Annotated in this window: 18 protein-coding genes and 1 tRNA gene; 5 read left to right on the forward strand and 14 right to left on the reverse strand. The window is 73.1% G+C overall.

The window, feature by feature from the left end; translation table 11 throughout:
* Nucleotides 1-3 precede the first annotated feature (3 nt).
* The 4 genes from ACRQ4C_RS10945 to ACRQ4C_RS10960 form a co-directional block, all read right to left on the reverse strand.
* Nucleotides 4-441 carry a hypothetical protein gene (locus tag ACRQ4C_RS10945; RefSeq protein ID WP_439688665.1) on the reverse strand — a complete coding sequence of 146 codons (438 nt, stop codon included), beginning with the start codon at nt 439-441 and terminating at the stop codon, nt 4-6.
* Between the two features lie 5 nt (nt 442-446).
* The gene (locus tag ACRQ4C_RS10950; protein ID WP_290131421.1) at nt 447-1,358 is read right to left on the reverse strand and encodes a carbohydrate ABC transporter permease; all 912 of its coding nucleotides are present in this window, start codon (nt 1,356-1,358) and stop codon (nt 447-449) included.
* Nucleotides 1,355-2,329 carry a carbohydrate ABC transporter permease gene (locus tag ACRQ4C_RS10955; protein WP_290134219.1) on the reverse strand — a complete coding sequence of 325 codons (975 nt, stop codon included), beginning with the start codon at nt 2,327-2,329 and terminating at the stop codon, nt 1,355-1,357. The genes ACRQ4C_RS10950 and ACRQ4C_RS10955 overlap by 4 nt, the downstream gene beginning before the upstream one ends.
* 147 nt (nt 2,330-2,476) lie before the next feature.
* Nucleotides 2,477-3,766, reverse strand: a complete 1,290-nt coding sequence (locus ACRQ4C_RS10960) for an ABC transporter substrate-binding protein (RefSeq protein ID WP_439688666.1) — start codon at nt 3,764-3,766, stop codon at nt 2,477-2,479.
* Nucleotides 3,767-4,091: 325 nt separating this feature from the next.
* On the opposite strand from ACRQ4C_RS10960, the gene ACRQ4C_RS10965 reads away from it, so the two are divergent.
* Nucleotides 4,092-5,426: a glycosyltransferase gene (locus tag ACRQ4C_RS10965; protein WP_439688667.1), complete on the forward strand. Its 1,335-nt coding sequence runs from the start codon at nt 4,092-4,094 to the stop codon at nt 5,424-5,426.
* Nucleotides 5,427-5,985: 559 nt separating this feature from the next.
* On the opposite strand, the gene ACRQ4C_RS10970 is transcribed toward ACRQ4C_RS10965, so the two are convergent.
* Nucleotides 5,986-7,302: a glycosyltransferase family 2 protein gene (locus ACRQ4C_RS10970; protein ID WP_439688668.1), complete on the reverse strand. Its 1,317-nt coding sequence runs from the start codon at nt 7,300-7,302 to the stop codon at nt 5,986-5,988.
* 147 nt (nt 7,303-7,449) lie between these two features.
* On the opposite strand from ACRQ4C_RS10970, the gene ACRQ4C_RS10975 reads away from it, so the two are divergent.
* The 4 genes from ACRQ4C_RS10975 (at nt 7,450) to ACRQ4C_RS10990 (ending at nt 11,363) form a co-directional block, all read left to right on the forward strand.
* Nucleotides 7,450-7,611: a hypothetical protein gene (locus ACRQ4C_RS10975; protein WP_290131417.1), complete on the forward strand. Its 162-nt coding sequence runs from the start codon at nt 7,450-7,452 to the stop codon at nt 7,609-7,611.
* Between the two features lie 91 nt (nt 7,612-7,702).
* Nucleotides 7,703-8,647, forward strand: coding sequence for a beta-1,6-N-acetylglucosaminyltransferase (locus ACRQ4C_RS10980; RefSeq protein WP_439688669.1), 945 nt, complete (start codon nt 7,703-7,705; stop codon nt 8,645-8,647).
* Nucleotides 8,644-10,176, forward strand: coding sequence for a lipopolysaccharide biosynthesis protein (locus ACRQ4C_RS10985; RefSeq protein WP_439688670.1), 1,533 nt, complete (start codon nt 8,644-8,646; stop codon nt 10,174-10,176). Before ACRQ4C_RS10980 ends, ACRQ4C_RS10985 begins: the two co-directional genes overlap by 4 nt.
* Nucleotides 10,173-11,363: a glycosyltransferase family 4 protein gene (locus ACRQ4C_RS10990; RefSeq protein WP_400414773.1), complete on the forward strand. Its 1,191-nt coding sequence runs from the start codon at nt 10,173-10,175 to the stop codon at nt 11,361-11,363. The genes ACRQ4C_RS10985 and ACRQ4C_RS10990 overlap by 4 nt, the downstream gene beginning before the upstream one ends.
* Before the next feature lie 23 nt (nt 11,364-11,386).
* On the opposite strand, the gene ACRQ4C_RS10995 is transcribed toward ACRQ4C_RS10990, so the two are convergent.
* From ACRQ4C_RS10995 to ACRQ4C_RS11035, 9 genes are all read right to left on the reverse strand, one after another.
* Nucleotides 11,387-12,109: a class I SAM-dependent methyltransferase gene (locus ACRQ4C_RS10995; RefSeq protein WP_439688671.1), complete on the reverse strand. Its 723-nt coding sequence runs from the start codon at nt 12,107-12,109 to the stop codon at nt 11,387-11,389.
* An 18-nt stretch (nt 12,110-12,127) separates the two neighbouring features.
* On the reverse strand, nt 12,128-13,072 hold the full coding sequence (locus ACRQ4C_RS11000) for a glycoside hydrolase family 16 protein (RefSeq protein WP_439688672.1): 945 nt from the start codon (nt 13,070-13,072) through the stop codon (nt 12,128-12,130).
* Nucleotides 13,060-15,489, reverse strand: a complete 2,430-nt coding sequence (locus tag ACRQ4C_RS11005) for a DUF7402 domain-containing protein (RefSeq protein ID WP_439688673.1) — start codon at nt 15,487-15,489, stop codon at nt 13,060-13,062. The genes ACRQ4C_RS11000 and ACRQ4C_RS11005 overlap by 13 nt, the downstream gene beginning before the upstream one ends.
* A complete protein-coding gene (locus tag ACRQ4C_RS11010) occupies nt 15,476-19,186 on the reverse strand; it encodes a glycosyltransferase (protein ID WP_439688674.1) in 3,711 nt (1,236 codons plus the stop codon). Before ACRQ4C_RS11010 ends, ACRQ4C_RS11005 begins: the two co-directional genes overlap by 14 nt.
* The gene (locus tag ACRQ4C_RS11015) at nt 19,183-20,145 is read right to left on the reverse strand and encodes a glycosyltransferase family 2 protein (RefSeq protein WP_290131410.1); all 963 of its coding nucleotides are present in this window, start codon (nt 20,143-20,145) and stop codon (nt 19,183-19,185) included. The genes ACRQ4C_RS11010 and ACRQ4C_RS11015 overlap by 4 nt, the downstream gene beginning before the upstream one ends.
* Nucleotides 20,142-21,047 (reverse strand): glycosyltransferase family 2 protein, encoded by a 906-nt coding sequence (locus tag ACRQ4C_RS11020; protein WP_439688675.1) that lies wholly within the window; start codon nt 21,045-21,047, stop codon nt 20,142-20,144. Before ACRQ4C_RS11020 ends, ACRQ4C_RS11015 begins: the two co-directional genes overlap by 4 nt.
* 330 nt (nt 21,048-21,377) lie before the next feature.
* Complete coding sequence (locus ACRQ4C_RS11025; protein ID WP_439688676.1) at nt 21,378-24,140, reverse strand: alpha/beta fold hydrolase; 2,763 nt, start codon at nt 24,138-24,140, stop codon at nt 21,378-21,380.
* Between the two features lie 914 nt (nt 24,141-25,054).
* Nucleotides 25,055-25,129: transfer RNA gene (locus tag ACRQ4C_RS11030), tRNA-Gln, on the reverse strand.
* A 45-nt stretch (nt 25,130-25,174) separates the two neighbouring features.
* Nucleotides 25,175-26,158 (reverse strand): NAD(P)/FAD-dependent oxidoreductase, encoded by a 984-nt coding sequence (locus ACRQ4C_RS11035; RefSeq protein ID WP_439688677.1) that lies wholly within the window; start codon nt 26,156-26,158, stop codon nt 25,175-25,177.

Consider the following 26,158-nt stretch of genomic DNA (forward strand, 5'->3'; position numbering starts at 1 on the left):
GCGTCACCCGTCCGCCGGGCGACCCGCGTCCGCCGTGCGGCCGGCCGGGACGACCGGTGCGGACCGGACGACGCCGGCCGAGCGGGCCGGGGCGGTCCGCGCCGAGACCGCGCCGTCGCCGGCCGAGCGGGTCGGGGCGGTCCGCGCCGAGACCGCGCCGTCGCCGGCCGAGCGGGTCGGGGCGGTCCGCGCGGGGACCGCGCCGACGCCGTCCACCTCGCCGGTGGCCTCGTGGTGCCGCCGGAGCACGGACACCCGCCAGCGGTCGAGCAGCACGATCGCCACGACGGCCGCCAGCAGGGTGAGGGCCCAGCCGAGCGCCGGCCGTCCCGTGACCTCGCAGAACACGGTCACCCCGAGGAACAGGACGCCGAAGGTGCCGACGACGCCGATCGCCTCCTCGATCCGGGCGGTGGGACGGGTGGGGCCGCGCTGTGCCATCGTCGTCAGCCCTTCACGCCGCCGGCGGTCAGGCCGGCCACGATGCGCCGCTGGAACACGAGCACGAGGATGACCAGCGGGATCGTCACGATCGTGCCGGCCGCCATCACCGCCGTGTAGGGTTCCTGGTGCGGCTGCGACCCGGCGAAGGACGCGATCGCGACCGTGACCGGCTGGGTGGCGTCCGAGGACAGCTGGGACGAGATGAGGTACTCGTTCCAGGAGGAGATGAACGCCAGGATCGCGGTGGTGAACACGGCGGGGGCGGCGAGCGGCATGATGATCCGTCGGAACGCCTGGATCCGCGTGCAGCCGTCGATGCGGGCCGCCTCCTCGAGGTCCCAGGGCATCTCCCGGAAGAAGCTCGCGAGCGTGTACACCGTCAGCGGCAGCACGAACGAGATGCTCGGCAGGATCAGGGCCTGGTACGTGCCCATCCAGCCGATGTCCGTGAAGAGCTGGAACAGCGGCGAGATGAGCGCGACGCCCGGGAACATCGACGCGGCGAGGATCGCACCGGCGATGAGCGACTTCCCCTTGAACTCGAGCCGTGCCAGCGCGTACGCGGCGCTCGTGCCGACGAGCAGCGCGATGACCGTCACGGTGATCCCGATGAACACACTGTTGAGCAGTGCGCGTCCGAGGTGGTTGCCGAGCGCGGTCGAGAACGCCGTCTCGTAGTTCGCGAACGTGAAGTGCGTGAACCACGGTGTCGGGTCGAACGTGAACCCGACGTCACGGAAGCTCGTCACGACCATCCAGTAGAAGGGCAGGAGGCACCACACGGCGATGACGACGGCCTGGATGCCGGTCCGGAGCTTCTGGCCGGTGTGGCGCTGGATCCGGACCTGGGTGCGGTCGACCTCGCGTTCGCGGGGCCGCGTCGTGGAACGGGGCCGGTCTGCTGCGATGCTCATCGGAGTTCACCCTTCTGCTGGGCTGCCTGGGTCTGGACGACGTTCGCGCCGAGGAACCGGACGAAGATGAACGCGACGAGGAAGATCACGAGGAACGTGATCGTGGAGAGGGCCGACGCGGAGTTGAACCCCTGCCGGATCTGGTCGACGACGAGCACCGACAGCGAGACGGTCGCGTTGCCGGAACCACCACCACCGCCGGTCATGATCGCGATGAGGTCGTAGATGCGGAGGGCGTCGAGGACGCGGAACAGCACCGCGACCATGAGCGCCGGCTTGACGAGCGGGAGCGTGATGTTCCAGAACCGCTGCATCGTCGACGCGCCGTCCATCTTCGCGGCCTCGTAGACCTCGTCCGGGATCAGCTGGAGGCCGGCGAGGATGAGGAGCGCCATGAACGGGGTCGTCTTCCACGTGTCGGCGATGATGATCGCCCACCGGGACGCCCACTCCCCCGAGAACCAGAGGACCTGGTGCCCGATGACGTGGTTGAGGACGCCGTTCGCGTCGAAGATGAAGTACCAGAGCTTCGCGGTGACGGCGGTCGGGATGGCCCACGGCACGAGGATCGCGGCGCGGACGAAGGCACGGCCCTTGAAGTTGCGGTTCATGATGATCGCCATCCACACGCCGATGACGGTCTCGAGGGCGACGGTCACGACCGTGAAGAAGAACGTGTTGCCCATCGCGGTCCAGAACTGGGACCCGAGGTTGCCGGGCGGGCAGGCGGTGTTGCCGCACTGCTGCCCCAGCCAGTGCACGTAGTTCGTGACCCCGGCGAAGCCGCCGGCCACGAAGAGCCCGGTCGCCTTGTCGAGACCGGCGTCGAGCTGGAACGACTGGATGACGGCACTGACGACGGGGTAGCCGATGACGATGGCGAGGAGCACGATCGTCGGGCCGATGAGGTACACGGCCCACCGGCCGTGCTCGGCGTTGAGGCCGCCCTTCCGCCGCTTCGGCGGCTCCATCCCCGTCGGGTTGGGGATGGCGGCGGGGATCTCGGTTGCTGCTGACACGTGACGGCCTCCTTGCCGGGTGTCGGGACGCGAGTGGGGGCGGACTGGAGGCACGGCGCACGCTGGCACCGTGCCTCCAGTCCGACGCGGCGCGAGCCGCTAGTTGCTGTTGCCGCTGGTCGCCGTCTTCAGGGCGTCCTGCATGTCCTTCAGGGCTTCGTCGACGCTCTTCGAGCCCTTCAGTGCCGCGTAGGTGTTGTCCTGGATCGCCTTCGTCACGGCCGGGTAGAACGGCGTGACCGGGCGGGGCTCCGCGGACTCGATCGACTTCAGCAGGGTGGGCAGGTACGGCAGCTTGCTCGTCAGCTCGGAGTCGGTGTAGAGGTCACCGACCACCGGGGCGAGGGAGCCCTGCGTCGCGAAGAACTTCTGCGTCTCGTTCGACTCCAGGAACTCCAGGAAGTCGTGCGCGGTCGCCTTGTGCTTCGAGTAGACGCTGATCGCGGCGTTGTGGCCGCCGAGCGTCGAGGCGCCGGTGCCGTCCTTGCCGGGGATCGGGGCGATGCCGAAGGTGTCCTTCACCTTCGACGAACCGTCGGTCTTGGCGAGGCTGTAGACGTACGGCCAGTTGCGCAGGAACAGGAGCTTGCCGTCCTCGAACGCGGTGCGGCCCTGCTCCTCCTGGTACGTGATCGCCTCGGCCGGGATGTTGCCGTCCTTGAAGGCGTCGACGAGGTTCTGCAGACCGGCCTTGGCGTCGGAGGTGTCGACGTCCGGCGAGCCGCTCTTGCTGAGCACCGAGCCGCCGGAGCCGTTGATCGCCTCGGAGGCGTTCACGGTGAGGCCCTCGTACTTCGCGAACTGACCGGCGTAGCAGCCGATGCCGGCCTCCTTGGCGATGGAGCAGTCCTTCATCATCTCGTCCCACGTGGTCGGCGGGGTCTTGACGAGGTCCTTGCGGTAGTAGAGCAGCGCGCCGTCGGACGTCTGCGGAGCTGCGTACAGCGTGTCGTTGTACGTCGCGGTCTTCACCGTCGCCGGGAGGAGCTTGGACGTGTCGATCTTCATCTTGCCGGTGAGCGGCGTCAGCCAGCCCTTCGCGGCGAACTCCGCGGTCCAGACGACGTCGACGTCGACGACGTCGTAGTTCTCGTCCTTCGCCTGGAAGTGCTGCACGAGGTCGTCGTGCTGCTGGTCGGCCTGGTCGGACTGCTCCTTGAAGGTGACCTTCTCGTCCGGGTGCGCCTTGTTCCACTTGGCGATCAGCGGGCGGACGACGTTCGAGTTGTCCTTGCCCTGCACGTAGGTGATCGGTCCGCGGCTGTCCTGGCCGTTCTGGGCGTCACCGGAGTTCGCGGACCCGCCGCTCGAGCAGCCGGTGAGCACGAGCCCGATCGCGGCGATGCCGGCGACCGAGGCGAACCGCACCTTGGCACGTGTTGTCTTCACGGGGTTGTCTCCTCATCGAGATCACCAGGAGCCCCGATCGGGTGCGATGACGCTGCCTGGAGCAGGCGGCGGTGCCTGCTGACGGAGGAAGTTACGCCCGCGATCGACGTTCCGCAACCGGTTGCATTGGTTCCGTGACCTGCTCGTGATGACCTTCCACCGGGAGGTTTCTGCGAATCTGCCGAAAGTGTGCGCTCACTCTCCCGTCGTTCCTGGGATCGTCGCTGCGCGGGGTGCGGGGCACCGGTGCGGGGTTCCGCACGAACACCGCCGTCACCCGGTCGCGCCGTTGTCCGGTGCCCGCACGCTCCGTAGCGTCGCGGACATGGCCCTGATCCCTCCCGTCACCGTGCCCGGCCCACGTCGGGTCGTCAGCCTCGACCTCGACGCGCCGCTCCCGGAGCTCGTCGCCGACCACCGCGGCTCCTCGGCGCTCGTCGTCGGCTACCGCGGCGGGTTCCCGGTGACGACGCTCGACGTGCTCCTCACCGACGACCCCGCTGATGCCCGTCGTGCCGTCGAGCCGCTCGTGGCGCAGACCGCGGGGACCACGGCCGGCGCCGAGGCGTCGACGCCGGTGCCGGACGAGGACCTCCCGCTCATCTCGGTCGTCGTGTCGACGATCGTCGCGCGCATCGAGACCATCACGACGCTCCTGGCGGTCCTCGAGCAGCTCGACTACCCGCGGTACGAGGTCATCATCGTCGACAACCGCGTGAAGGTGCCGGCGGACGACCAGCTCCCCCGGATCCTCGAGGGGCACAACGTCCGTCTCGTCGTCGAGCGCCGCCCGGGGTGCTCGGCCGGGCGGAACGCCGGGGTCGCGGCGGCGAAGGGCGAGGTCATCGCCTTCACCGACGACGACGTCCGGATCAGCCCGCAGTGGCTCCGGATGATCGGCTCGCGGTTCGTCCGCGAACCCGCGCTGTCCGCGGTGACCGGGCTCATCCTGCCCGAGGAGCTCTCCACCCCCGCGCAGATCTGGTACGAGGCGTACTACGGCGGGTTCAGCGGCGAGCGCACCTTCGAGCCGGTCACCATCGTCCCCGACGACGTCCCCGGTGCGATGCGGAACGCCCGCGCCCGCGCGATCGCCCCCGACGGCCGCGTGCTGAAGCACTTCGCCGTGTACGGCATCGGCGGGTACGGGGCCGGCGCGAACTGGGCCGTCCGGACCTCGGCGTTCCGTGCCGCCGGCGGCTTCGACCCGGTGCTCGGCGCCGGGGTCCCCGCCCGCGGTGGTGAGGACCTCGCGATCTTCATCGACATCCTGTGGGGCGGCGGCCGGATCGGCTTCGAACCGAAGGCCGTCGTGCACCACACCCACCGTGCCGACCTCGAGGGGCTCCACCACCAGCTGCACTCGAACGGCGTCGGGTTCACCGCGCTCATGTGCGCGCTCATCGTGAAGGACCGACGGCACCTGACGGCGCTCACGCGGCTGATGCCGATCGCGGCGAAGGTCAAGCTCAAGCAGCTCGTCACCCGGCTCGCGGGCAAGCGGGACGCGGCGCCGGAGACCGTGACGGAGGCCTCGACCACCAGCATCCCGCGGTCCCTGGCGTACCACGAGTTCCGGGGCTTCCCGGCGGGTCCGGCCGCGTACCTGCGGAGCCGTCGCTTCTGGCGGGACGTCGAGGAGGGGCGCTTCCGCCCCTGAGCCGGCGCGGGGCGCTGTGGCGCGGCCGCGGGACCGCTGTCGCGCGACACGTCCGTCGTCGTGCGACAGCGGACGTGTCGCTCCTGCGCGCGTGCAACACCCGGCGCCCGCAACCAGCGACGCGGCCGTCGTAGCACGACAGCGACGACGTCGATCCACGGCGGCCGCCCGACCGCCGCCGGGACCGCTGCCGGACGACACCTCCGTCGTCGTACGACAGCGGACGTGTCGCTCCTGCGCGCGTGCAACACCCGGCGCTCGCAATCAGCGACGCGGCCGTCGTCGCACGACAGCGACGACGTCGATCCACAGCGGCCGCCCGACCACCCGCCGGGCACTCACGCCCCGCCCGCCGGACCCACCCGCGATGGCCTGACACCGACGCGACGTTGCACCCGTCGATCGACACGTGCAACGTCGCACCCGTGTCGCGCCGGTCCATGCGGGCGCATCGTGCGACGATCCGCGCGTCGATCGACGTGCGGGACGTCGGAACGCGCGCGTTTCGCCGCCCGAACGACCCCGCCCCGACCCGCGCCTCCCCGCGCCCGCCCGACCGCTACCGCGCCGCGAGCCGCCCGCGCACGTACCGCCACGGGCCGCCGAGCGCCGCGGTGAGCTCCGCGCGCTTCAGTCCGGCCGTCGCGGCGCGGAACTCGTCGTCCACCGGCCACCCGCCGACCGCGTCCACCGCTGCCGACACCTGATCGGCACCACCAGCACCACCGCTGCCCTGGCCGAGCGCCCCGAGCTGCCGGAGCGCCCCCACGGCTCGCCGGAGCACGGCGAGCGCGGTACCGGGGCGTGTCATCAGCTTCGCGACCCACGCCCCGAGCCCGGTGCCGTAGCCGAGGGCCTGGGAGCGCAGCGCCTCCCGGTCGGCACGGTGCTTGTGCCACACGATCGCCGAGGGTTCGACGGCGAGCGCCCCACCGGAGAACAGCACCCGCGTGAACAGGTCGGGGTCCTCGCCGGCACGCGCGGGGGTGCCCGGACCGAGGGCGACGTCGAACCCACCGAGTTCGAGGGCCGCAGCGCGACGGAGGGACATGTTCGCGCCGGTCCCGAACGCGCCGACCGAGAACGGGAAGAGCGGCAGGTCCGCCGGCGGCAACGCGGTCCGGTACACGCGGCGCTCGGTGTTGCGCGCCCAGGTCACCCGCTCGTCGAAGTAGCGCTGCGTCGGCGTCCGGAGCTCACCGCTCGGCACGAGCCCGGTCACGCAGACGACGTCCGCGTCGCGCGCGTACGCCGCGGCGAGCGCCGCTGCCCACCACCGGTCGACGACCACGTCGTCGTCGACGAAGGCGACCACGTCGCCGGTGGCCGCCGCGAGACCGGCGTTCCGTGCGCGCGAGACCCCGGCACGGGCCTCCAGGACGTACTGCAGGCGAGGGTCCGTGAACGACGCGACCACGTCACGGGTCGCGTGGGAGCTGGGTGCGTTGTCGACGACGATCACCTCGAGGTCGTCCCACTCGGACGCCAGCACCGAGGCGACGCAGCGGCGGACGTCGTTCGGTCGGTCCCGGGTCGCGACGACGACGGTGATCCGACCGACGGTCGGACCCTGCGGGGCGGCCGGGAGGCTCGTGGTGCGCAGGGCGCGCAGCGCGCGTGCCGTCTCGGCCGGGTCCAGGGCACCGTCCGTGCCGACCGCGAGGTCGACGGAACCCGCGAGTTCGCGGCCGTCCCGGACGAGGAGCCGCGCGCGGCGGAACCCCTCGGCCCCGGCGAGGACGACGGCGTCGGCCGCGAGCGCCTCGCCCCGGTCGACGGCACCGACCCAGGCGGCACCGGACCAGGTCGGTGCGTCCGCAGCGGGCATCGCGGGCTGCAGGGTGAGCACGCCGGTCATCGTGGGACGGTCGGTCATGCTCCGATGCTCCGGTGCTGTCGCGCGGCGGTCAACGACGGTCGCGCGCGGGTGCGCGGACCTTGCGGTTTGCCGCCACCTGACAGCCCCGCTCCCCTAGGATCGTGGAGATCCCCGGGCGTCTGGTCGGGGGCACGAGGAGGACGCATGCCGCTGGGCCCGACGAACGAGTCCGGGACGCTCCTCGAGGTCGTGCTCGACGACACCGTGACGTGCGTGTGCGGACACCCTCGTGAGGCGCACGAGCACTACCGCCCCGGCACCGACTGCGCGCTCTGCGACTGCCCGAAGTTCCGCAAGAAGCGCTGATCAGGAGCCTGGGTGCGGGAAACCGCTGCTTCCCCGCACCCGGTCCGACCCCGCCTTGTCGGGGTCCTGCGGCCACCGTAGCGTCGCGGTCATGGCCAACTCCCCCGCCGTGGCGTGCGTCGTCCTCGCCCACGAGGACCCGGCGCACGTCCGACGCCTGATCGAGGCGCTCGCACCGTTCCCCGTGTTCCTGCACGTCGACGCGCGCACGCCCGAGTCGGAGTGGACCGCGATGACCACCGACCTGCCCGAACGCGTCCGGCTGCTGCCGCGGATGCGCACCGGGTGGGCGAAGTGGGAGAACGTCGCCGCCGAGGTCGAGGGCTACCGGGCGGCACTCGCCGCCACCGACGCCTCGCACGTCGCGGTCCTGACCGGGAGCGACTACCCGCTCGGGAACCCCGCTGAGCTCACGGCGCTGCTGGAGCAGCACCGTGGCACGTCGTTCCTCGGCGTGCACCCACTGCCGTACGCGGAGTGGGGCCGGGGCGGCGGTCTGCCGCGACTCCGCTACCCGCACTGGGCGTGGCGGAAGCACATGGTGCGCGTGCCCGTCCCGCGCCGACTCCCCCGTGACCTCACGCCGGCCGGTGGCTCGCAGCTCAAGGTCCTCGCCCGCGCGCACGCCGAGGCCGTCGTCCGCGCCGTCGACACCCGCCCCGACCTCGTCCGGTTCTGGCAGCGCGTGTGGATCGCCGACGAGACCTTCGTGCCGTCCGTGCTCTGGACCGAGTCGCTGACGCCGGGCTTCCGTGACGCCCACGTGCCGCACTCGCTGTGGTGGATCGGGTGGGACGGCTCCGCGATGAAGAGCCCGCCGTGGCTGACCCTCGCGGACGCCGGACGGCTGCTCGAGTGGCGCACGCAGCCCTCGGCCGAGGCGCGTCGGGCACCGCAGCTGTTCGCCCGGAAGTTCTCGACGGACCGGAGCTCGGAGCTGCTCGACCTCGTCGACGCGGCGTTCGGGCTGCGTGAAGCGGGCGCGACGGCCCTCCGCGACACGACCGCCGTCGACCGTCGGGCGGTCGTCCGGTGAGCGTGCCGCAGGAGACCCGCACGGACCGGCCGGCGACGCGACGCGAGGCACGGGAAGCACGTGCGGCCGCGTCGTCCGGTCCGTCCGGCACCGCGGAGCCCACCGGCGAAGCCGACACCGGGACGACCCGCACGGTCTCGTCGAAGCTGTTCGGGCGCGGCCTGCTGTACGTCGTCGTCTGGTCGATGCAGCTCGTCGTCTCGTCCCTGATCTCCCCGGTCCTGGCGCACCTCATGCCGCCGGCCGAGTTCGGCGTGCTCGCGTCCGCGATCGCCCTCTACCAGGCGCTCGGCGTCCTCGCGGTCGCCGGCCTCGACCAGGCCGCGGTCCTGCAGCGCGCCGAGGACGGGAACGACCGTCGCGCGCGGGGGCTGCTGAGCGTCGGCATCACGACCGCCGTGCTCGTGACGGTCGTCGCGCTCGCGTCGATCCCGATCTGGGGCGACGCCGCCGGCTTCGTCGGGCAGCACCCGCTGCTCCTCATCGCCGTGCTCTGGGTCGGCCCCGCCGCGGTCGTGCAACTGTCGCTCGCGCTCCTCGTGGCACAGGACCGCATCCGCGTGTTCGCCGTCACGAGCCTGCTCTCGTCGATCGGCGGCTCGATCATCGGCCTCGGGCTGCTCACCTTCGTGCACGCCGACGCCGTCACCTACGCCTGGGGCGGCGTCGTGGCGCAGGGCATCGCGATGGTGATCGGCGTCGCGGCCACCCGGCCCCGGATCGCCGGTCTGTTCGACCGCGCCACCACCGCCCGCGCCTTCCGCCTCGGCATCCCGATCGCGCTCGGCAACCTGTCGTACTTCGTCCTCAACGCCGGCGACCGCATCGTCGTGCAGCGCATCCTCGGCCCCGAGGAGGTGGCGCGCTACCAGATCGCCTACGTCGTCGGGTCGGCCGTCATCCTCCTGCTGTCGTTCACCAACCAGGCGTGGGCCCCGCACTTCGCCGCCCTCCGCGACGCCGTCGCCCGCCGCGAGCTCGCCATGCACGCCCGTGACGAGCTCTACAAGATGCTCGCGCCCGTGCTCCTCGCCGTGACCCTCGTCTCACCGGTGGCCCTGCCGATCCTGGCGCCCGCCTCGTACCGCGTCCACGAGCTGACCGTCGTCGTCCTCATCGTCGCCGTCACCGCCCTGCCCGTCGTCGCCAGCGGTGCGACCGGCCGACTGCTCGTGATCGAGCGGCGTGGTGTCGCCGTCGGGGTGATCGCCGCGATCGCGGGCGTCGTGAACATCGGCGCGAACCTCCTCCTCGTGCCGTGGCTCGGGCTGTCCGGCGCCGCCGTGGCGACCGTCGTGGCGTACGTCGTGCTCGCCGTCCTGCAGCAGGCGTCCCTCCCCGACCGCCGCGCGTGGAAGGGCCCGGGCTGGCGCGTCACCGTGCCGGTCGCCGCTGCGCTCGCCGTGGCCGTCGCGTCGCTCTTCGTCCCGCAGGACGTCTTCTGGAACTGGTTCCGCTTCGCCGGGGCACTCGCCTGCCTGCCGTGGTTCATCCGTCGTCTCCGAGCTGCCCGAGGAGGGTCCTCATGACCACCGCACGCCCCCTGCGCATCGCCCTCGTCACCTCCGGGCTGGCGATCACCGGTGGGCTCGAGCGGTGCGTCCTCGAGGACACCGAGGAACTCGTCGCGGCCGGCCACGACGTCGTCGTCTGGCACCGGGACGACGAGATGGCCCGCCCCGGCGAGGGCCGACCGCCCTACGAGCGACTCGGCGTGCGCCTCGTGCACGGGACCGACCCGCGCTTCGGCGTCCGCACGGCGTTCCGCGACGTCCTCCGCTTCGTCCGCGAGGGTCTCCGCATCCGCAGCTGGCGACCCGACGTGATCTGGTTGAACCGACCCGAGTACCTGCCCTACGGCCGCGTCCTGTCCGCGGTGTCGCGCGTGCCGCTCGCCGTTCACCTCCACCACGCCCCGAACTACGGGCGCCTCCGTCCGTTCGCCGGCGGGCGGACCCGCTACCTCGCGGTCTCCTCGGCGATGGCCGATGCGTGGGCCGCGGTCGGCGCACCGCGCGACCGGATCACGATCGTCCCGAACGGCGTCGACACCGCCGAGTTCCCGCCCCCGACGGCCGACGACACGCGCGCTGCCCGCGAGCGGCTCGGCCTGCCGGCCGACGCCCCGGTCGTGCTCTACTACGGTCGCCTCAGCCGAGCCAAGGGCGTCGTGGCCCTCCTGGAGGCATGGAGTCGCGTCCGCACGGCGGCCCACGTCCGCGAGCGGGTCGCCGGCCCGTCCACGGCCGGCTCCGCGCCGACCGCACCGGTCCTCGTCCTCGCGGGCGCCCTCTACCCCGACGAGACGGCCCCCGTCCAGCAGGCGGTCGACGCGCTGCCCGACGGCAGCGTCGTGGTGCTCCCCGAGCGCGACGACGTGCTGCCGCTCCTGCACGCGGCGGACCTCGTCGTCGTGCCGTCGATCGAGCCGGAGGGCTTCGGTCGTACGGTCGTCGAGGCGATGTCGGCGGGAACGCCCGTCGTCGCGGCCGCGTCGGGCGGCACAGCCGAGATCCTCTCCGACGAGTGGGCGCGGTACACGGTCGACCCGACCGACCCGGACGCCCTCGCCGGACGGATCGTCGAGGTCCTCGCCGAGGCCGCGGCCGACCCGTCGCTGGGTGCGCGCGGCCGGGCCCACGTGAGCGCCCGCTACGGTCGGACCCCGCACGTCGCGGCACTGCTCGCGGCGCTCGAGGAGCACGCGGGGCGCTGACCGCCTCGCCGTGACGGCGCCGCTCAGTCCGCGATGGCGACGAACACCATCACCGAGGCACCGTCTTCGAGCGGTCCCCGCTGCCAGTCCCCGAAGGCCTCGACCGCGCCGAACCCGGCTGCACGGAGGTCGTGCACCAGCTCGTCGTGGACGCGGAAGCGCAGGTCCTCGGTGTACTCCAGCGTCTGGTCCTCGTCGGCGAACCGGTTCGACGCGACGAGCCGCACGACGCCGGGAGCGATCTCGTCGGCCGTCGACCACTCTTCGAGCAGGCCGTGCGCGGTCGGCCTGACGCTCGGCTCGCTCGTGGTCCACTGCGTCCAGGCACGCACACGGGGGTTCCGGCTCTCGAACGCCAGTGCCCCTCCCGGGCGCAGCACGGACCGGAGGTCGCGGAGCGTGCGGTGCCAGTCGTCGTCCGCGATGTGCTGGGCCACGTTCCCCGTCATCAGTGCGAGGTCGTACCCGTCGGCCGGAACGCTCCGGCTGTCTCCGAGGAGCCACGTCACCTGGTGACCGCCGGGTCGCTGCCGCGCGTGGTCGAGCATGGACGCCGACGGGTCGACACCCACGACCTCTCGACCCGGTGCCGCGAGCGTCACGGTGAGCATGCCCGTGCCGCAGCCGAGGTCGAGGATCCGGCGAGCGCCGAGCTCGTCGGCGAGCGCACGCCACAGGTCGTGGTCGGGACCGTCAGGGTTGTCGAGGTCGTAGAGGTCGACGAGTCGTCGGTCCAGGTCAGCCACCCGGCGACGGTACCGCGATCAGGACTCCGGGACGTCGACCGTGATCCAGTCGATGAGCAGCGAGCCGTCCGACGCCTTCGGCGGCACCCCACCGAGCGAGCCGGCCTGCACGACGAAGTGCATCGGCATCGTCGGGATGTCCTTGTCCGTCGACGCGATCTGCCGACCGTCGATCGAGAACGTCATCCGCTGCGGCGTCCAGTCGATCGTGTACGTGTGCCAGTCCTTGAGCGAGGCCGCCGTCTCCTGGTGGATGCACTTCTCCGCCGGGTCCACGAGGCAGTGCACGTTCAGCCACGCCGGCGCACCGAGCGCCCCCTCCGGGAAGTCGACCTCGCCGTCGGCCCACACGTTCCGGTCGCTCCAGAGCAGGACGGCGACGCCGTACCCGTCGACCTCGTCGCTCCGGAGCCGGATGCTGTACCGGCCGGCGGTCTGGCCGCCCCACTTCCCGTCGACCAGCGGCACGATGCCGCCCGCGAGGGGTGTCCCGCCCGCGGTGGTGCGCATCCGCATGTCGAGCACGCCGTCGTGCGCCGTCAGCGCGGATGCCGAGTACCGGCCGGTGCCGGCGGTGTCCGCGAAGCCGTGGTACACGGAGAACCGGTCGGCGTAGGGCTTCTCGAAGCCGCCGGTCGCGGTCGGTTCGGCGAAGTCCTCGGAGAACACGCGCTTCCACCCCGAGGCGGCCGCGGTGGGCATGGTCTCGCCGCTCGGGTCGACGGCGCTGCCCGTGGACGAACCGGTCGCAGCCGCCGCGACGATCCCCGCGGTGACGACGAGAGCGCCCACCGTGAGGGCGACGCTGCGGCGCCCCGGGCGGCCAGGACGGCGGTGACGGGAGAGCCCGGTGCCGTGTGCGGGCGGTGCGCCGTTCGCCGATGACGCCTCGGGGTCGACCGTCGACGGCCGGACCGCTCCGGGGTCCTCGGTCGTGGTCGTGGTACGGATCAGCTCGTCCACGCGCGCACCTCCGCGAGTCCGGCGTTCTGGGTGCCGGAGGAGACGCCCGTGACGGTGAAGCGCACCCAGGTGACCGACCGAGCGGTGAAGTCGACGTTGAGGGTCGACCCGTCGTTCGGCAGCGATCCCACGCGGACACTCGTCCCGTTCGAGAACGTGAGGGTGCCGCTCGTGATCCGGTCCGTCGTGTTCGGTCGGTCGTGGAGCTCGATCCGTCCGAGCCTCTGCGCCGACGACCAGGTGAGCTGGATCCAGGTGCCGGAGCGGCCGTTCGGGGCGACCCACTCGGCCGACGGGTTGACCGGGTAGCCGGAGACGACGCCGTCCACGGCCTTCTGGACGGTCTGCCCGTCGGCGACGTTCTGCGCGCTCGCCGTCGGGGTGGCCGAGCCCGTGACGTCACCAGGACCCGGCGTCGGCGTCGGGGTCGGGGTGGGCGTCGGGGTCGGGGTGGGCGTCGGGGTCGGGGTGGGCGTCGGCGTCGGCGTGGGGGTCGGCGTCGGCGTGGGGGTCGGCGTCGGCGTGGGGGTCGGCGTCGGGGTCGTCGAGTCCGACGCCGCGATCGCCCGGATCTCCGCGAGCCCGGCGTTCTGCGTCCCGCTGCTCACCGAGGTCACGGTGAACCGCACCCACGTCACGGACCGCGCGGAGAACACCACCTTCTGCACCGCACCGCCGTTCGGCAACGCCGGCACCGTCACGCTCGACCCGTCCGAGAACGTCAGCATCCCGCCGGTCACCTGGTCGGTCGTGTTCGGACGGTCGGCGAGGTCCACCTCGACCAGCTTGCGCGCCGAGGTCCAGGACAGCTGGATCCACGTGCCGGCGCGGCCGTTCGGCGCCACCCACTCCGCGGCGGGGTTCGCCGGGTAGCCGGAGACGACCCCGTCGACCGCCTTGGCCGCGGTCTGTCCGTCGGCGGGGTTCTCGGCGCTCGCGGTGACGGACGCCGCCGCGGTGACGTCCGACGTCGTGGGCGTGGGGGTCGGCGGCGGTGTCGTCGACGCGGCGGTGAACGCGCGGATCTCCGCCAGGCCGACGTTCTGCGTGCTGCTGCTCACCGCCGTCACGGTGAAGCGCGCCCACGTCACGGACCGCGCCGGGAACGTGACCTGCTGGACCGCGCCGGTGTTCAGCAGCGCGGGGACGGTCACGCTCGACCCGTCCGAGAACGTCAGCGTCCCGCCGGTGACCTGGTCGTCGCCGTTCGGTCGGTCGGCGAGGTCGATGCTCGTGAGCGACTTCGGCGACGCCCACGAGAGCTGCAGCCAGGTGCCGGCGCGCCCGTTCGGGGCGACCCACTCGGCGGACGGGTTCGCCGGGTAGCCGGACACCACGCCGTCGACGGCCTTGGCGGCGGTCTGCCCGTCGGCGGCGTTCTCCGCGCTCGCGGTGACCGTGGCCGAACCGGTGACGTCGGTGCGGTCGCTGCCCGGTGTCGACGGGTTCGTCGGCGCGGTGGGGTCTGCCTGTCCGACGGTGTACTGCCGCTGCAGCCACGCCGACTCGGGCCGTGGCGGCGCGCAGGCCTCCCAGGTGGCGCACGTCTCGCTGTCGTGTGCGGCGTAGGTGAAGAACGCGGACGACTTCGCAGCGACCTGCTGGGACGTCAGGTTCGTCGGGCGCCCCTCGATCGTGTAGCCGAGGTACCCGGTGAACGTGTGTGCGCCGGTGTACCGCTGCTGCGCCTCGTTCGCGAGGTACGCCACGGTGTGGTGGTCGCTGTGGTCCCCGTCGCCGTACCCGCCCGCGTGGTCGAGCGTGCGGACGGCCGTCGGCGCGTACCCGTCGAGGAGTCCGGAGATCGTCGCCCGCAGCTCGGCGAGCGTGTAGGTCGCCGGGTTGGGGGCGTCCGCGACGGTCGCGAGGGTCGAGGCGTAGCCCTGGTAGAGCTGCTGCAGGCCCGTGTAGCCCGTCGCCCAGAAGCCGTTGCCGCCCAGGTTGCCGTCCGGCAGGTCCATGAACACGAGGCTGATCCGCGGGTCCGCGGTGAGGGTCTCGAGCCGGAGCGTCTTGCCGGCGACGGTCAGCGTGGACGTCGTGGTGGCGGGGTCGACACCCGCGATCGCCGCGTACGCCGCGACGAGACCGGTCTGCCGCTCGCGCCAGTACCATGCGGGGTACCCGCCGTCGGCCGCCGTCACGACGACCGTCCGGACGCAGGCGCCCGCGTCGATGCTGGCGCGGAGGTCGGTGCCCTGGAAGAGCAGGTCGTCGTCGGGGTGGGCGACCACGTCGAGCACCCGACCGGCCCGGCAGTCCGCGGTGGACACCGGGTCGGTCGTCACGGCACCGGCCGCGGCACGGGCGCCGAGGACGGTCGTCCCCGTGAGCACGAGTGCCAGGGCGGTGACGGCCGCCGTGACGAGGCGAGCCGTCCGCGGCGATCGTCGGTGCGGTGCCTCACCTCGCGGCATGGCGCATGCCCTCGGTCGTGAGCTCGTAGACCACGGTCGTGCCCTTCGACCAGACGGGCGTCCAGTACGGCGAGTCGGCCATGGCGGCCGCGAGCTTCCGGTAGTCCGCGTCGCTCTGGTAGCCGTACCGCTCGTCGTAGGCGCCGAACGGTGCGGCCACGAGGGCGTAGTACTTCGTCGCCGACCAGGTGCTCACGAGCTTCCGCGTGATGTTCGACACGTCCGCGGTGGCGTCGTAGCCCTCGCTCGCCGGGTACGCCCCGAAGGCCTCGCGGGAGAGCGCTCCGACGTCGAAGTACCGGGCGCCGGTGTTGCTCGGGACGGCGTTCGCCGAGCCGGTGAGCAGCATGATCGAGCCCTTCGGCGCCGTCGCGTCGTAGTACTGCGTGGCTTCCGACTGGCTGCGCGTGGGGACGCGGTTCCAGTCCAGGGCGGTCTGTCCGAACGACCCGACGGCGACCATGCCCGCGATGAGTGCGGTGGCGGCGACGAACCGCACGGCGACCGGGCGTCCGGCCAGGGTGACGAGCCGACCGACGGGGGCGAACCGCCCGCCGGGAACCGGGAGTCCGGCCGCGAGGACGGCGATCCAGGGCGTCGCGAAGAGGACCACGCGGAAGATGCCCTCCTGGCCGTAGTTCGTCGCGACGAGCAGCGAGATCGGGCTCGCGGCAGCGAGCAGCAGCCCCCAGTGCACGCGGTCGCGGCGGAGCAGCACGGTGACGATCGCCGCGAGCCCGAGCACCACGAGGGCGGCGGCGGGCACGTCGAACGCGAGCCGCGTCACGAGCGGCTTCGGCAGCACGGTCATGTCGTGCGACGGCGGCTGCACGTTGGTGAGCACCTGCCCCACGGCGGCGAGCGACAGGAACTTGTCGAGGATGCTGCCGTTGAGCAGGGCGAACACGACGGCCGGCACGAGCACGACGAGCGAGACCCACCACGGACGCAGCATGCGGAAGACGACGAGCACGACGATGGCGGCGACGGTGAGGTACGGCGAGATCTGGTGCGTCACGGCGAGCACGATGCTGATCGCACCGATCCCGAGCAGACGCGACAGCCCCACCGGCTGCGGACGCATGATCGTCGTGGGCTCCCCGTCCTCCCCCGTCACGGTGACCCGCCGGAGCGCACCGGTGGCGAGCACGAGGATCGCGACCGACAGCAGGATGCCGGTCGACTGCGGCGAGAAGTAGGTCGTGTTGAGCGACCCGGTCATGGCGGTCAGGAACGCTGCGATCCACGGACGCCGTGCGCCCGGCAGCCAGTGCGCGGCGAGCACACCCACGCCGATGGTCGTGGAGAACGCGAGCAGGACGGGCACCCACGCGGCGATCGTCATCGCGTTCACGATGCCGCCGACGTCGGCGACCCAGGCACCGCCGGCGAACAGGCCGGACCAGGTCTGGAAGATGTCGGCGGCGGGGTCGGTGCGGCCGAACTGCCGGATGTACTCGAGCACCCCGACGTGCCGTGCGGCCGCCATGACGGTGGGCATGCCGTACGTGATCGCCTGGGCGAGCTGGACGACACCGCCGAACACGACGACGGGCAGGGCGACACCCCGGCCGCGCACGAGGGCGACCACGGCGGCGGCGACGACGATCGCGAGGCCGATCGGCAGTCCGATGCCCAGCGACCCGAAGAGTCCGTCGGGGACCGGGTCGCCGACGTGCGTGATCGCGGTGACCACCACGACGAGGAGGCCGACGATCGACGCAGACGTGACCGTGCCGGTCGTCGTCCAGGTCCACCGACGCTCCGCCCCGCCGGCGGCGGCGCGCTCGAGGCGCTGCCGGTGCAGGTCACGGAGGTCCCGCGGCACCGCGGCGGCGACCGCGACGGCGACCAGCAGGACCACCGCGGCGAAGGGCACCGCGGGCGCCCACAGTCCGGCCGTGGCCATCGTGTAGCCGATCGCGATGGTGCCGACGATCGACGTCGTGACCGCGAACAGCGCGAAGCGTGCGAGGGGCATCGGGCGCAGGAGCAGCATCGGCGCGACACCGACCACGGCGAAGAGGAAGACGCCGATCGCGGAGCCCCGCACCACCGGCAGGTCGAACGCCGCGCCGACCGCGGCGACGAGCAGGGTCACGACGACCAGGCCGGCGGCGGTCAGGCGTGCCGCAGGTCCCATCGCACCGGGCAGCACGGGCGCGGGCGCGACGGTGGCGAGCTCGTGCCGGCCGTGTCGCGTGCGGTCGATCGTGCCGGCTCCGCCGAGACGCTCGGCGAGCGCGAGGAACGGCGCCACGAGGACCGAGCGGCGCTCGACGCGGCGCAGGCGGCGGGACGTGTCGTTCCAGGCCTCCTCGACCCCGGCGAGCGCCGGGCCCGCAGTCGCGGCCGCAACGCCGTCGGCGCTACCGGTGGCTCCGGCCACCGCGCCAGCATCAGCACCACCAGCACCACCAGCACGAGCACCGCCAGCACGAGCACCAGCACCGGCACCGGCACCGGCACCGGCACCGGACGCAGCCGCAGCCGAAGCGACGGCCGGACGACCCGCCGCACGACGACCGCTCCCACCGCCGAGCTCGGTGACCGCGTCGCCCTGCTCGAGCCCAAGCCGCGCGAACGCGGCGATGGCCTCGGGGACGGAGTCGACGGTCGCTGCGACGGTGTCGCGGTCGAGGGCGTTCTTGGTCATCCAGGCTCCGAGTCCGTGGCCGTGCGCGGCGGCGGTCCGGCGGAGCGACGAGGTGTCGTCCGCGGGCCGCACCCAGGCGATCGCGGCGGGTTCGACGGCGATCGCGGAACCCGCGAACAGCAGTCGGGTGAAGAGGTCGAGGTCGTCGCCGCCGCCGACCCGGGTCCCGGGTCCGAACGCGGTGTCGAACCCGCCGATCGAGAGCGCGGCCCGTCGGCGGACGGCGAGGTTGGCGCCGGTGCCGTAGGCGGCCGCCGCGAAGGGGTGCAGCGGTGTGTCGCCGGGCTCGTCGCCGAGTCGGAACACCCGACGGCGGATCGTGCGGGCAGCGGGCGTGTGCTCGTCGTGCCAGCGCTGCGCGGGCGTCCGGATCTCCGCGGTGGGCACGAGACCGGTGACGCAGGCCACGTCGTCGTCGAGCACGAACGGTGCCGCGATCGCCGCCGCCCAGTCGGGGTCGACGACCGTTCCGGAGCCGAGGAAGGTCACGACGTCGCCGGTGGCGGCGAGGAGTCCCGCGTTCCGCGCGGCGGCGAGCCCGCCGGTCGGGGCGGGCACCGTGGTGACGGTCCGACCGGCGATCTCGGTGCGACCGTCGCCGTCGGCTCCGGCGGAGACCACGACGACGTTGAGGGCGACGCCGCGCTGGGCGAGGACGGAGCGCATGGTCTCCCCCGCGTCCCCGTCCGTGCAGAGCACCACGGTGACGGACGGCAACGCCTGATCAGCGGCCGGTCGTCGTTCCGGGGTGGGCATGTGCCGGACGGCACGCTCGAGGGTGCGGAGCTCGATCGAGGGTCCGATCCGGCGACGGTCGGTCACCTCGGCCTCGACGAACCCGACGGGCTCGCCGCGGTCCCGCACCAGGAGCCGGGCGCGGCTGTAGCCGTCGGCGCCGGCCAGCCCGATCGCGTCGCGGTGTCCGGCGCCGTGGAGCTCGGCCCGGTCGAGTTCGCCGATCCAGACGGCGCCGTCCCAGGTCGGCACGAGCGAGGTGTCGACGACCGGACGGAGCACCCGGGTGAGGGTCGTCCTGGTCATGGGGTACCGATCGGTTGGCGGACGGCGGGTGTGACGGGAGCGGAGACGACGACGCCTCCGAGGATCCGTCCGACGGCGTACCCGGTGATGGTCGAGACGACGGAGAGCACGATCGCGGCGGCACGGATGCCACCACCCCGTCCGAAGCGGCGCAACTCGCGGGCGACGGCACCGGGGATGACCCGGGTGAGGTAGGTGGACTCGCTCGACAGCGAATCGCCCGTCCCCACGCGGCGGCTCAGCACGGCCTTCGAGATGCCCTCGTAGTAGCTGCGCCGACGCAGGTACCGCATCGTGACGCGGTCCGCCGACACGCGGTGGGACACGTTCGAGCGCGGTTCGTGGCGGATCCGGCTGCCCGGCCGGGCCTGTGCGAGCCGGATGCAGAGCTCCGTCTCCTCGCACCCGAGGGGCTGGTTGCCGACCCGGCCGATGCCGGAGCGGAAGCCGCCGGCGGCGAGGATCGCCTCGCGGCGGAAGGCCATGCTCGACCCGATCACGTTGCGGACGTCGCCCGCGGTCTCGGGGAGGCCGGTGTAGCTGCAGCCGACGATCCAGAGGAGCTCGTCGGAGTAGGGCCCGGAGCCGGTCGCGTCGGGCCAGGAGGGGGTCGCCCGTCCACCGACCCCGACGACCTCGGGGTCGTCGAGCGCCGCGAGCAGGTGGCCGAGCCAGTCGGCGTCCGCCGTGGCGTCGTCGTCGAGGAACGCGACGACGTCGGCGTCCGTCAGCGCGACGCCGGTGTTCCGGGCACCGGAGAGCCCGCGGTCCTCGGTGTTCTCGACGACGCTGAGCTCCGGCCAGCGGGCCTTGGCCCGTGCGTACAGTTCGGGCTCGTGGTCGATCACGACGACGACCTCGGGCTGCTCGGGCTGGCGCTTCGCCGACTCGACGCTGTCCAGCAGGTCGCCCCACCGCAGCTGCGTGTAGGCGCAGATGACGACGGCGACGCTGCTCACGCGAGGTCCCCGTCGAGCGCGCGGGCGTCCACCACCGCGGCGTCCGCGGTGCGGGCACGAGCGGTCGGCGCGGTGATCTCGCCCGTGGGGGCGTCGATCGGCGACACGGGCGCCGGCATCGTCAGCGCGGAGGCTGCGGCGAGGCGTGCGCGGCTCTTCGCCTGCGACGCCCGGCGACGCTCGTGCATGATCGACTTGAGGACGCGGATGCCGTCGGTCACGGCGTTGAGGTTGCTCGCACCGTGCACGCGGAGCTTCTCGTGGCTGCCGACCTCGGCGATGCGGAGCTCCGCCGCGGACCAGCGGCAGGTGAGGACCGTCTCGATCTCGAACCCGTCGCCCCACAGCATCGAGCCGTCGGCCGGCTTCGGGAGCGTCGACGACAGTAGCGCGATCGCGGGGAGCGTGTCGGCCCAGAATGCGTTGTAGCCGTAGCAGAGGTCGCTGTACCGGGTGCCGAGGATGGCGTTGCACACGATGTTGAGGCCGCGGTTGCCGAGGTTGCGGACGATCGTGATGTCGTCGCTGCCACCGCCGAGCGCGTAGCGCGTGCCCTTGGCGACGTCGGCGCCGTCCACGAGGGCCTGCACGAAGCGCGGGATCTCGTCCGGGTCGGCGGAGCAGTCGGCGTCGAACATGACGACGACGTCGCCGGTGACGGCCTCGAAGCCGCACGCGAGCGCGTTGCCCTTGCCCTTGCGGGTCTGGTGGACGACGCGGATGTCCGGCATGAGCCGCTGCGCGGTCGCGATGGTGTCGTCGACCGAGTTGCCGTCCACGAGGATGACCTCGTACACCGGGGGCAGCTTGGGCAGGATGATCTCGAGGTTGCGGGCTTCGTTCCGTGCCGGGATGACGACGGAGACCCGGGGGTCTGCGGGTCGGACGGTGTTGGCGGGCATTGGACGTGCTCCTGTCGGGTTCAGGTTGCCGTGTTCGGTGCTTCGGACGTGGCGCGGACGATCACGGTCCGCAGTCCGGCAGGGGCGCGGGTACGACGCCGCCGGGTGGTCCAGGGGGCGGGTCTTCCCCCTGTGCTCCAACCCTCGCGGCGGCGCGGTGACGGGTCAACGCCCTGCGGGTCCGCTTGCGGACCCCCGGGTGCGGATACGGAAACCCGCAACCGGTGTCAGCCGGCGGCGCAGGCAGCGACGACGGACGGCCTGGAGGCGCGTGCCGGGCTCGACACGGGCCTCCAGGCCGTCATCGGGTCGCCGCTGCGGGCCGCAGGGTCACCTGGCGGCGACGGGTGCCGCGTCGAACGCGGCGCGCAGCGCCGCAGCGAGCTCCGCGACGTGCGGTTCGCGGAGGAGCGACGTGTGCTCGCACGCCATCCGTACCGTCCCGGACGCGCCGACGAGGTAGCGGCTCCAGCCGTCGGCGTCCGGGTTGGCGTCCGCGAGCACGTAGGTGGAGCGGCCACCGAACGGAGTCGGGTGGTGCCGCCGGGTGACGATCTCGGCCTGGTCGAAGAAGGCGTCGAAGTCGTCCTGCCCGCCGAAGCGCAGCACGCCGGCGGTGTAGGCCCGGAACCGCTTCGCCGCGAGGGCGCCGAAGGGCACGCCGGCGGGCATGATGCGCCGCGCGACCCGGTCGACGCCGGAGCGGAACGCTCGGACCGTCGGGTTCCGCGATGGTCGGGGTTCCATCCGGCTGAACAGCAGTCGCGCCTGCTCGCTCTTGGTCCGCGGGAGGTACGTGTCGAGCAGTGCGAGGTGCTCGACGTGCTCGCCGTTCTCCTCGAGCAGACGCGCCACCTCGAGGGCGACGAGGCCGCCGAGCGAGTGCCCGACGAGCAGGTACGGTCCGCGGGGCTGCACGACGCGCATCAGCGCGAGGTAGCGCCGCGCGCTCCGTTCGATGCTCCAGTCGGGCACGCCGCGGCGTTCCAGGCCGTGCTGTTGGAAGGCGTACACGTCGTGGTCGTCGAGGTACCGGGACAGTGGCAGGAACGTCAGGGCGAGGGCGCCGCCGCCCGCGAAGCAGAACACCGGCAGCCGGCCGACCGTGCGGGCCGAGGACACCTTGACGACGTCCGGGTGGCTCGGGAGCGCGCTCGTGCCGCCGCGGACGCGTCGCGCGAACTGGCGCAGCGTCGGGTGTTCGAGCAGTTCCGAGGACCGCAGTGCGACACCGAGCCGCTCCTGCACGACGGCGAGCATCTCCTCCGCCGAGAGCGAGTCGCCGCCGAGCGCGGTGAAGTCCTCGTCGAGCGGCACGCCGGACAACCCGAGCACCTCGGACCAGATCTGCCCGACGACGAGCTCCCACTGGTCGTACGCGGCCTCGGTCATCTCGGCCTCGACGGACGGCGCACCGGGCAGCGCCGAGCGGTCGACCTTGCCGCGCTCGTTCCGCGGCAGTTCCGTCATCGGGACGATCGCCGCGGGCACCATGTACTCGGGCAGGCTTCCCCGGAGCACCTTCCGCAGCGCGGCGGGCGCCGGCGTGCGGTGGCCCGGTCGGGGCACCACGTAGGCGACGAGCCGGGTCGCCGCGGGCGGGGTGACGAGCGCCGTCACGACGACGTCCTGCACCTCGGGGACGGCGCGGAGTGCCGCCTCGACCTCGGACGGCTCGACGAGGTACCCGCGGACCTTCACGGCGTCGTCGGCCCGTCCGGCCAGGACGAGTCGACCGGACTCGTCGACCTTCGCGAGGTCGCCGTGCCGCCAGGTCGGGGTGCCGTCGGTGTCGACGCCGAGGTGCGCCGCGGTCTGCTCCGGCGCACCCCAGTACCCGGTCGTGACCCCGTCCGAGACGACGACGAGCTCACCGGTCTCGCCGGGGGCCGCCTCGGAGCCGTCCTCGCGCACGATGCGGATGGTCTTGCTCTCGATGGGCCACCCCGCGGGGACCACGCCGTCCGGGACCGCGTCGTCCGGGAGCACCGGACAGAACGCCACGCTCGCGAGTTCGCTCGCCCCGAACCCGTTCACGAGCACGGTGTGCGTGCCGAGGTGCGGCCGGGTCGCGGCGACGTCGGTGCCGGTGATCGGCTCGCCGACCGTGACCACCAGCCGGAGCCCCGTCAGTCCCGCTCGCGGTCCGCGGTCCGAGCCGGCGACGGCGCCCGTGATCGAACGCAGCAGGTGCGGGGTGCAGAGCACGGTCGTCGCACCGTGCGTCGCGAGGTCGTCGAGCGTGCCCTCCACGCCACGGTCCCGGGGCTCGAGCGCCACCACGGCGCACCCGTTCATCAGCGCGGCCAGGGCGTACATGAGTCCGGCGGTGAAGGACAGCGGCGCGGCGATCGCGAGCCGGTCCCCCGGGCCGAACCCGAGCGAGAGCGCGTCGGCCTCGGCGTCCCGCACCTGCTGACGGTGGGTGACGACGACGCCCTTCGGCAGGCCGGTCGAGCCGGAGGTGAAGACGATCACGAGCGGGTCGGAGCCTCCCGGCCGCTCGACACCGGCGTCGGGAGCGACCTCGACACCGGCGTCGGTGTCGGCGTCGGTGTCGGCTCTGTGGGCAGCGGCGCGCTCCTGCAACGCGTCGAGGTCGTGCACGAGCCCGGAGACCGCTCCGGCCCCGTCGAGCGCTGCGGCGGCCTGCGCTGCGTACGCCGGAGCGGCCACGACGTCCAGGACGTCGGCGAGCCGCACCACGTGCGCGAGCCTGGCCTCCGGGAGGTGGTCGTCGAGCACCACCACGGTCCGTCCGGCCGCCACGAGGGCGAGCACCGCCACGATCGTGTCCGCGGTCTGCCCGGCCATCACGCCGACCGGACGCGAGGCGCCACCGCGCTCCGCACCGACGCCGGCCCCGCCGTGGTCATCCGGACGCAGGGCTCGGCGCAGCTCGGCGCCGAGCCCACGGACCGCACGGTCGACCGCGGCGAACGTCAGGTCCCCCTCGGGCAGGATCAGCGCCGGGGCGTCGCCGTGGCTGGCCACGACGCGGTCCCACCGGTCGAGGATCGAGTGGTCGGCAGCGGCCGGGACCACGGGCACGTGGCCCCACGGCGCACTCCTGGTCGTCACGGTTGCGGGCACGAGGACTCCCCTGTCGTTCTCGGACGTCGCCGCGGACACGCGGCGACCCTGTGACGCTAGGGCCAGGACCGGGTACCGAGGACGGCTCGGCTCCCGCCGTGCGGTTCCCCGCAACCGCCTGGAGGCGCGCTGCGGCCCGGCGAGACCGCGTCACGACCGCGGGTGGTCGCTGTACGCCCACACAGGTCCGCAGATCGTGGACGCGCTCCGCCGCGGTGTGCGTGCGGCGGCCGGAGCCTCGTCACTGCTGCGCGGGCCGCCGTCGTGCTGTTCAGAGCGGATCCCCCGGGGGTCCACCGCCGCGACGGTCTGCGGTTCCCCGCAGGGGGCGCGGTCGTCGTCACCGTCGGCATCCTGCGCGCCGGGAGCCGGGGCGCTGTACCTGGCGGCTCGTGTATGTGGCGGCCCGCCGGTGCCCGCCGGGGCGCCCGGCCGCCGGTGCATCTGGCCGCCGGTGCATCTGGCCGCCAGCGCCCGCCGAAGCGCCAGTGCCCGCCAGGACGCCGTGCCGCCGGTGCCCGCCGCGCCCGCCAGGACGCCTGGCCGCCAGCGCCCGCCAGGACGCCTGGACGCCGGTGCCCGCCGGGCGCCTGGCCGCCAGTGCCCGCCAGGACGCCCGGCCGCCGGAAGCCGGAAGCCGGGAGGCCGTGCGTGGCGGCTTGTGACTGAGGCCCGGCGCCAGCCGCCAGTGGTCGCCGAGGCGACAGTGGCCGCCGCGGCGCCGGTGGCCGCTCCGGCGCGTGGGCGCGGTGGTCCCAGCTGTCGGTCCCCGCCAGGAGATTCGTCGCCGACTGGACGACCGGGCGTGTCGTCGGCTCCGACCGAACCACATCGCGCCACGCAGGGCCTGTCGTGTGAACCGCTCGCGGAACGCAACAGGCCCCCGACTTCCGTCGGGGGCCTGTTCACGATGGTGGCTGGGGTACCTGGACTCGAACCAAGAACGACGGTACCAGAAACCGCTGTGTTGCCAATTACACCATACCCCAAGAGGCCTCACGGCCCCGTGTCCCGGTCGCCCGGGGCACGATCAACTACTGTACAGCATCCCGGACGTCCGTGAGACCACCGACGAGGTCCCGGTGCACCGCCGAGGCCGTCCGGGCCCCGTGACCGGCCGCCACGATGAGCTGCTCCGGCCCCGGCGGCGTCACGTCGCCCACGGCGTAGATGCCCGGCACAGCCGTCCGTCCGACGCCGTCGACGACGAGGAGCCCGTCGGCGTCCCGCTCGACCTGGGCGTGCAGCCACCCGGTGTCGACGTGCCACGTCGGCCGCACGAAGCCACCCGTCCGCGGCTCGACGTGCCCGTCCACCAGCCGGACGCCGGTCATGCCGGTCCGATCACCCTCGAGGTCCGCAACCTCCCGCTCGTCGACCCGCACCCCTGCCGCCGCGAGCCGGTCTCGGCCGGCGTCGTCGAGCGTCGGGGCGCCGTTCGTGTACACGATGAGGTCGTCGGACCACGCCGCGAGGAACAGCGCCCGGTCGACCACGTCGGGCGTCTCGCACACGAACGCGAGCGGTTCGCCCGCCTTCTCGTACCCGTCGCATTCGACGCAGCTGTGCACGGAGGTGCCGTAGAACGCTCGGAGCATCGGCAGCGCGGGGAACTCCTCCCGGAGCCCCGTCGCGACCACGACCGCACGGGCGGAGGCGGTCACCTCGGTCCCCCGCCACGCCCCGTGCACACGCCACCGAGCACCGTCCGGGGCGACCTCGTCGACGACCGCCTGCACGACGGTCGCCTCCGGGTAGCCTTCCACCTCCGCACGCCCGAGCTTCCGGAGCTCGAGCGGCGACACCCCGTCGCGCGTGAGGAACCCGTGCGACTGCAGCGTGGCGGCGTTCCGCGGCCGGTTCGCGTCGACCAACAGCACGGTCCGCCGCGCTCGCACCAGGTTGAGTGCGGCGCTGAGGCCCGCCGGACCCGCGCCGATGACGGCGACGTCGACGATCAGCCCTGCGTCGTCCGCCGACGCGGTGTCCGCCGGAACGCCGGCATCGCTGCGCGCCAC

The organism is Curtobacterium sp. SP.BCp (assembly GCF_051903255.1).
Lineage (GTDB): Bacteria > Actinomycetota > Actinomycetes > Actinomycetales > Microbacteriaceae > Curtobacterium.

What these genes read in the sequence shown, in the direction of transcription:
- ACRQ4C_RS10950 (WP_290131421.1), bottom strand. Translation starts at nt 1,358, where the DNA reads ATGAGCATCGCAGCAGACCGGCCCCGTTCCACGACGCGGCCCCGCGAA.
- ACRQ4C_RS10965 (WP_439688667.1), top strand. Translation starts at nt 4,092, where the DNA reads ATGGCCCTGATCCCTCCCGTCACCGTGCCCGGCCCACGTCGGGTCGTC.
- ACRQ4C_RS10945 (WP_439688665.1), bottom strand. Translation starts at nt 441, where the DNA reads ATGGCACAGCGCGGCCCCACCCGTCCCACCGCCCGGATCGAGGAGGCG.
- ACRQ4C_RS11005 (WP_439688673.1), bottom strand. Translation starts at nt 15,489, where the DNA reads ATGCCGCGAGGTGAGGCACCGCACCGACGATCGCCGCGGACGGCTCGC.
- ACRQ4C_RS10970 (WP_439688668.1), bottom strand. Translation starts at nt 7,302, where the DNA reads ATGACCGACCGTCCCACGATGACCGGCGTGCTCACCCTGCAGCCCGCG.
- ACRQ4C_RS11010 (WP_439688674.1), bottom strand. Translation starts at nt 19,186, where the DNA reads ATGACCAGGACGACCCTCACCCGGGTGCTCCGTCCGGTCGTCGACACC.
- ACRQ4C_RS11020 (WP_439688675.1), bottom strand. Translation starts at nt 21,047, where the DNA reads ATGCCCGCCAACACCGTCCGACCCGCAGACCCCCGGGTCTCCGTCGTC.
- ACRQ4C_RS10975 (WP_290131417.1), top strand. Translation starts at nt 7,450, where the DNA reads ATGCCGCTGGGCCCGACGAACGAGTCCGGGACGCTCCTCGAGGTCGTG.
- ACRQ4C_RS10955 (WP_290134219.1), bottom strand. Translation starts at nt 2,329, where the DNA reads ATGGAGCCGCCGAAGCGGCGGAAGGGCGGCCTCAACGCCGAGCACGGC.
- ACRQ4C_RS10980 (WP_439688669.1), top strand. Translation starts at nt 7,703, where the DNA reads ATGGCCAACTCCCCCGCCGTGGCGTGCGTCGTCCTCGCCCACGAGGAC.
- ACRQ4C_RS10990 (WP_400414773.1), top strand. Translation starts at nt 10,173, where the DNA reads ATGACCACCGCACGCCCCCTGCGCATCGCCCTCGTCACCTCCGGGCTG.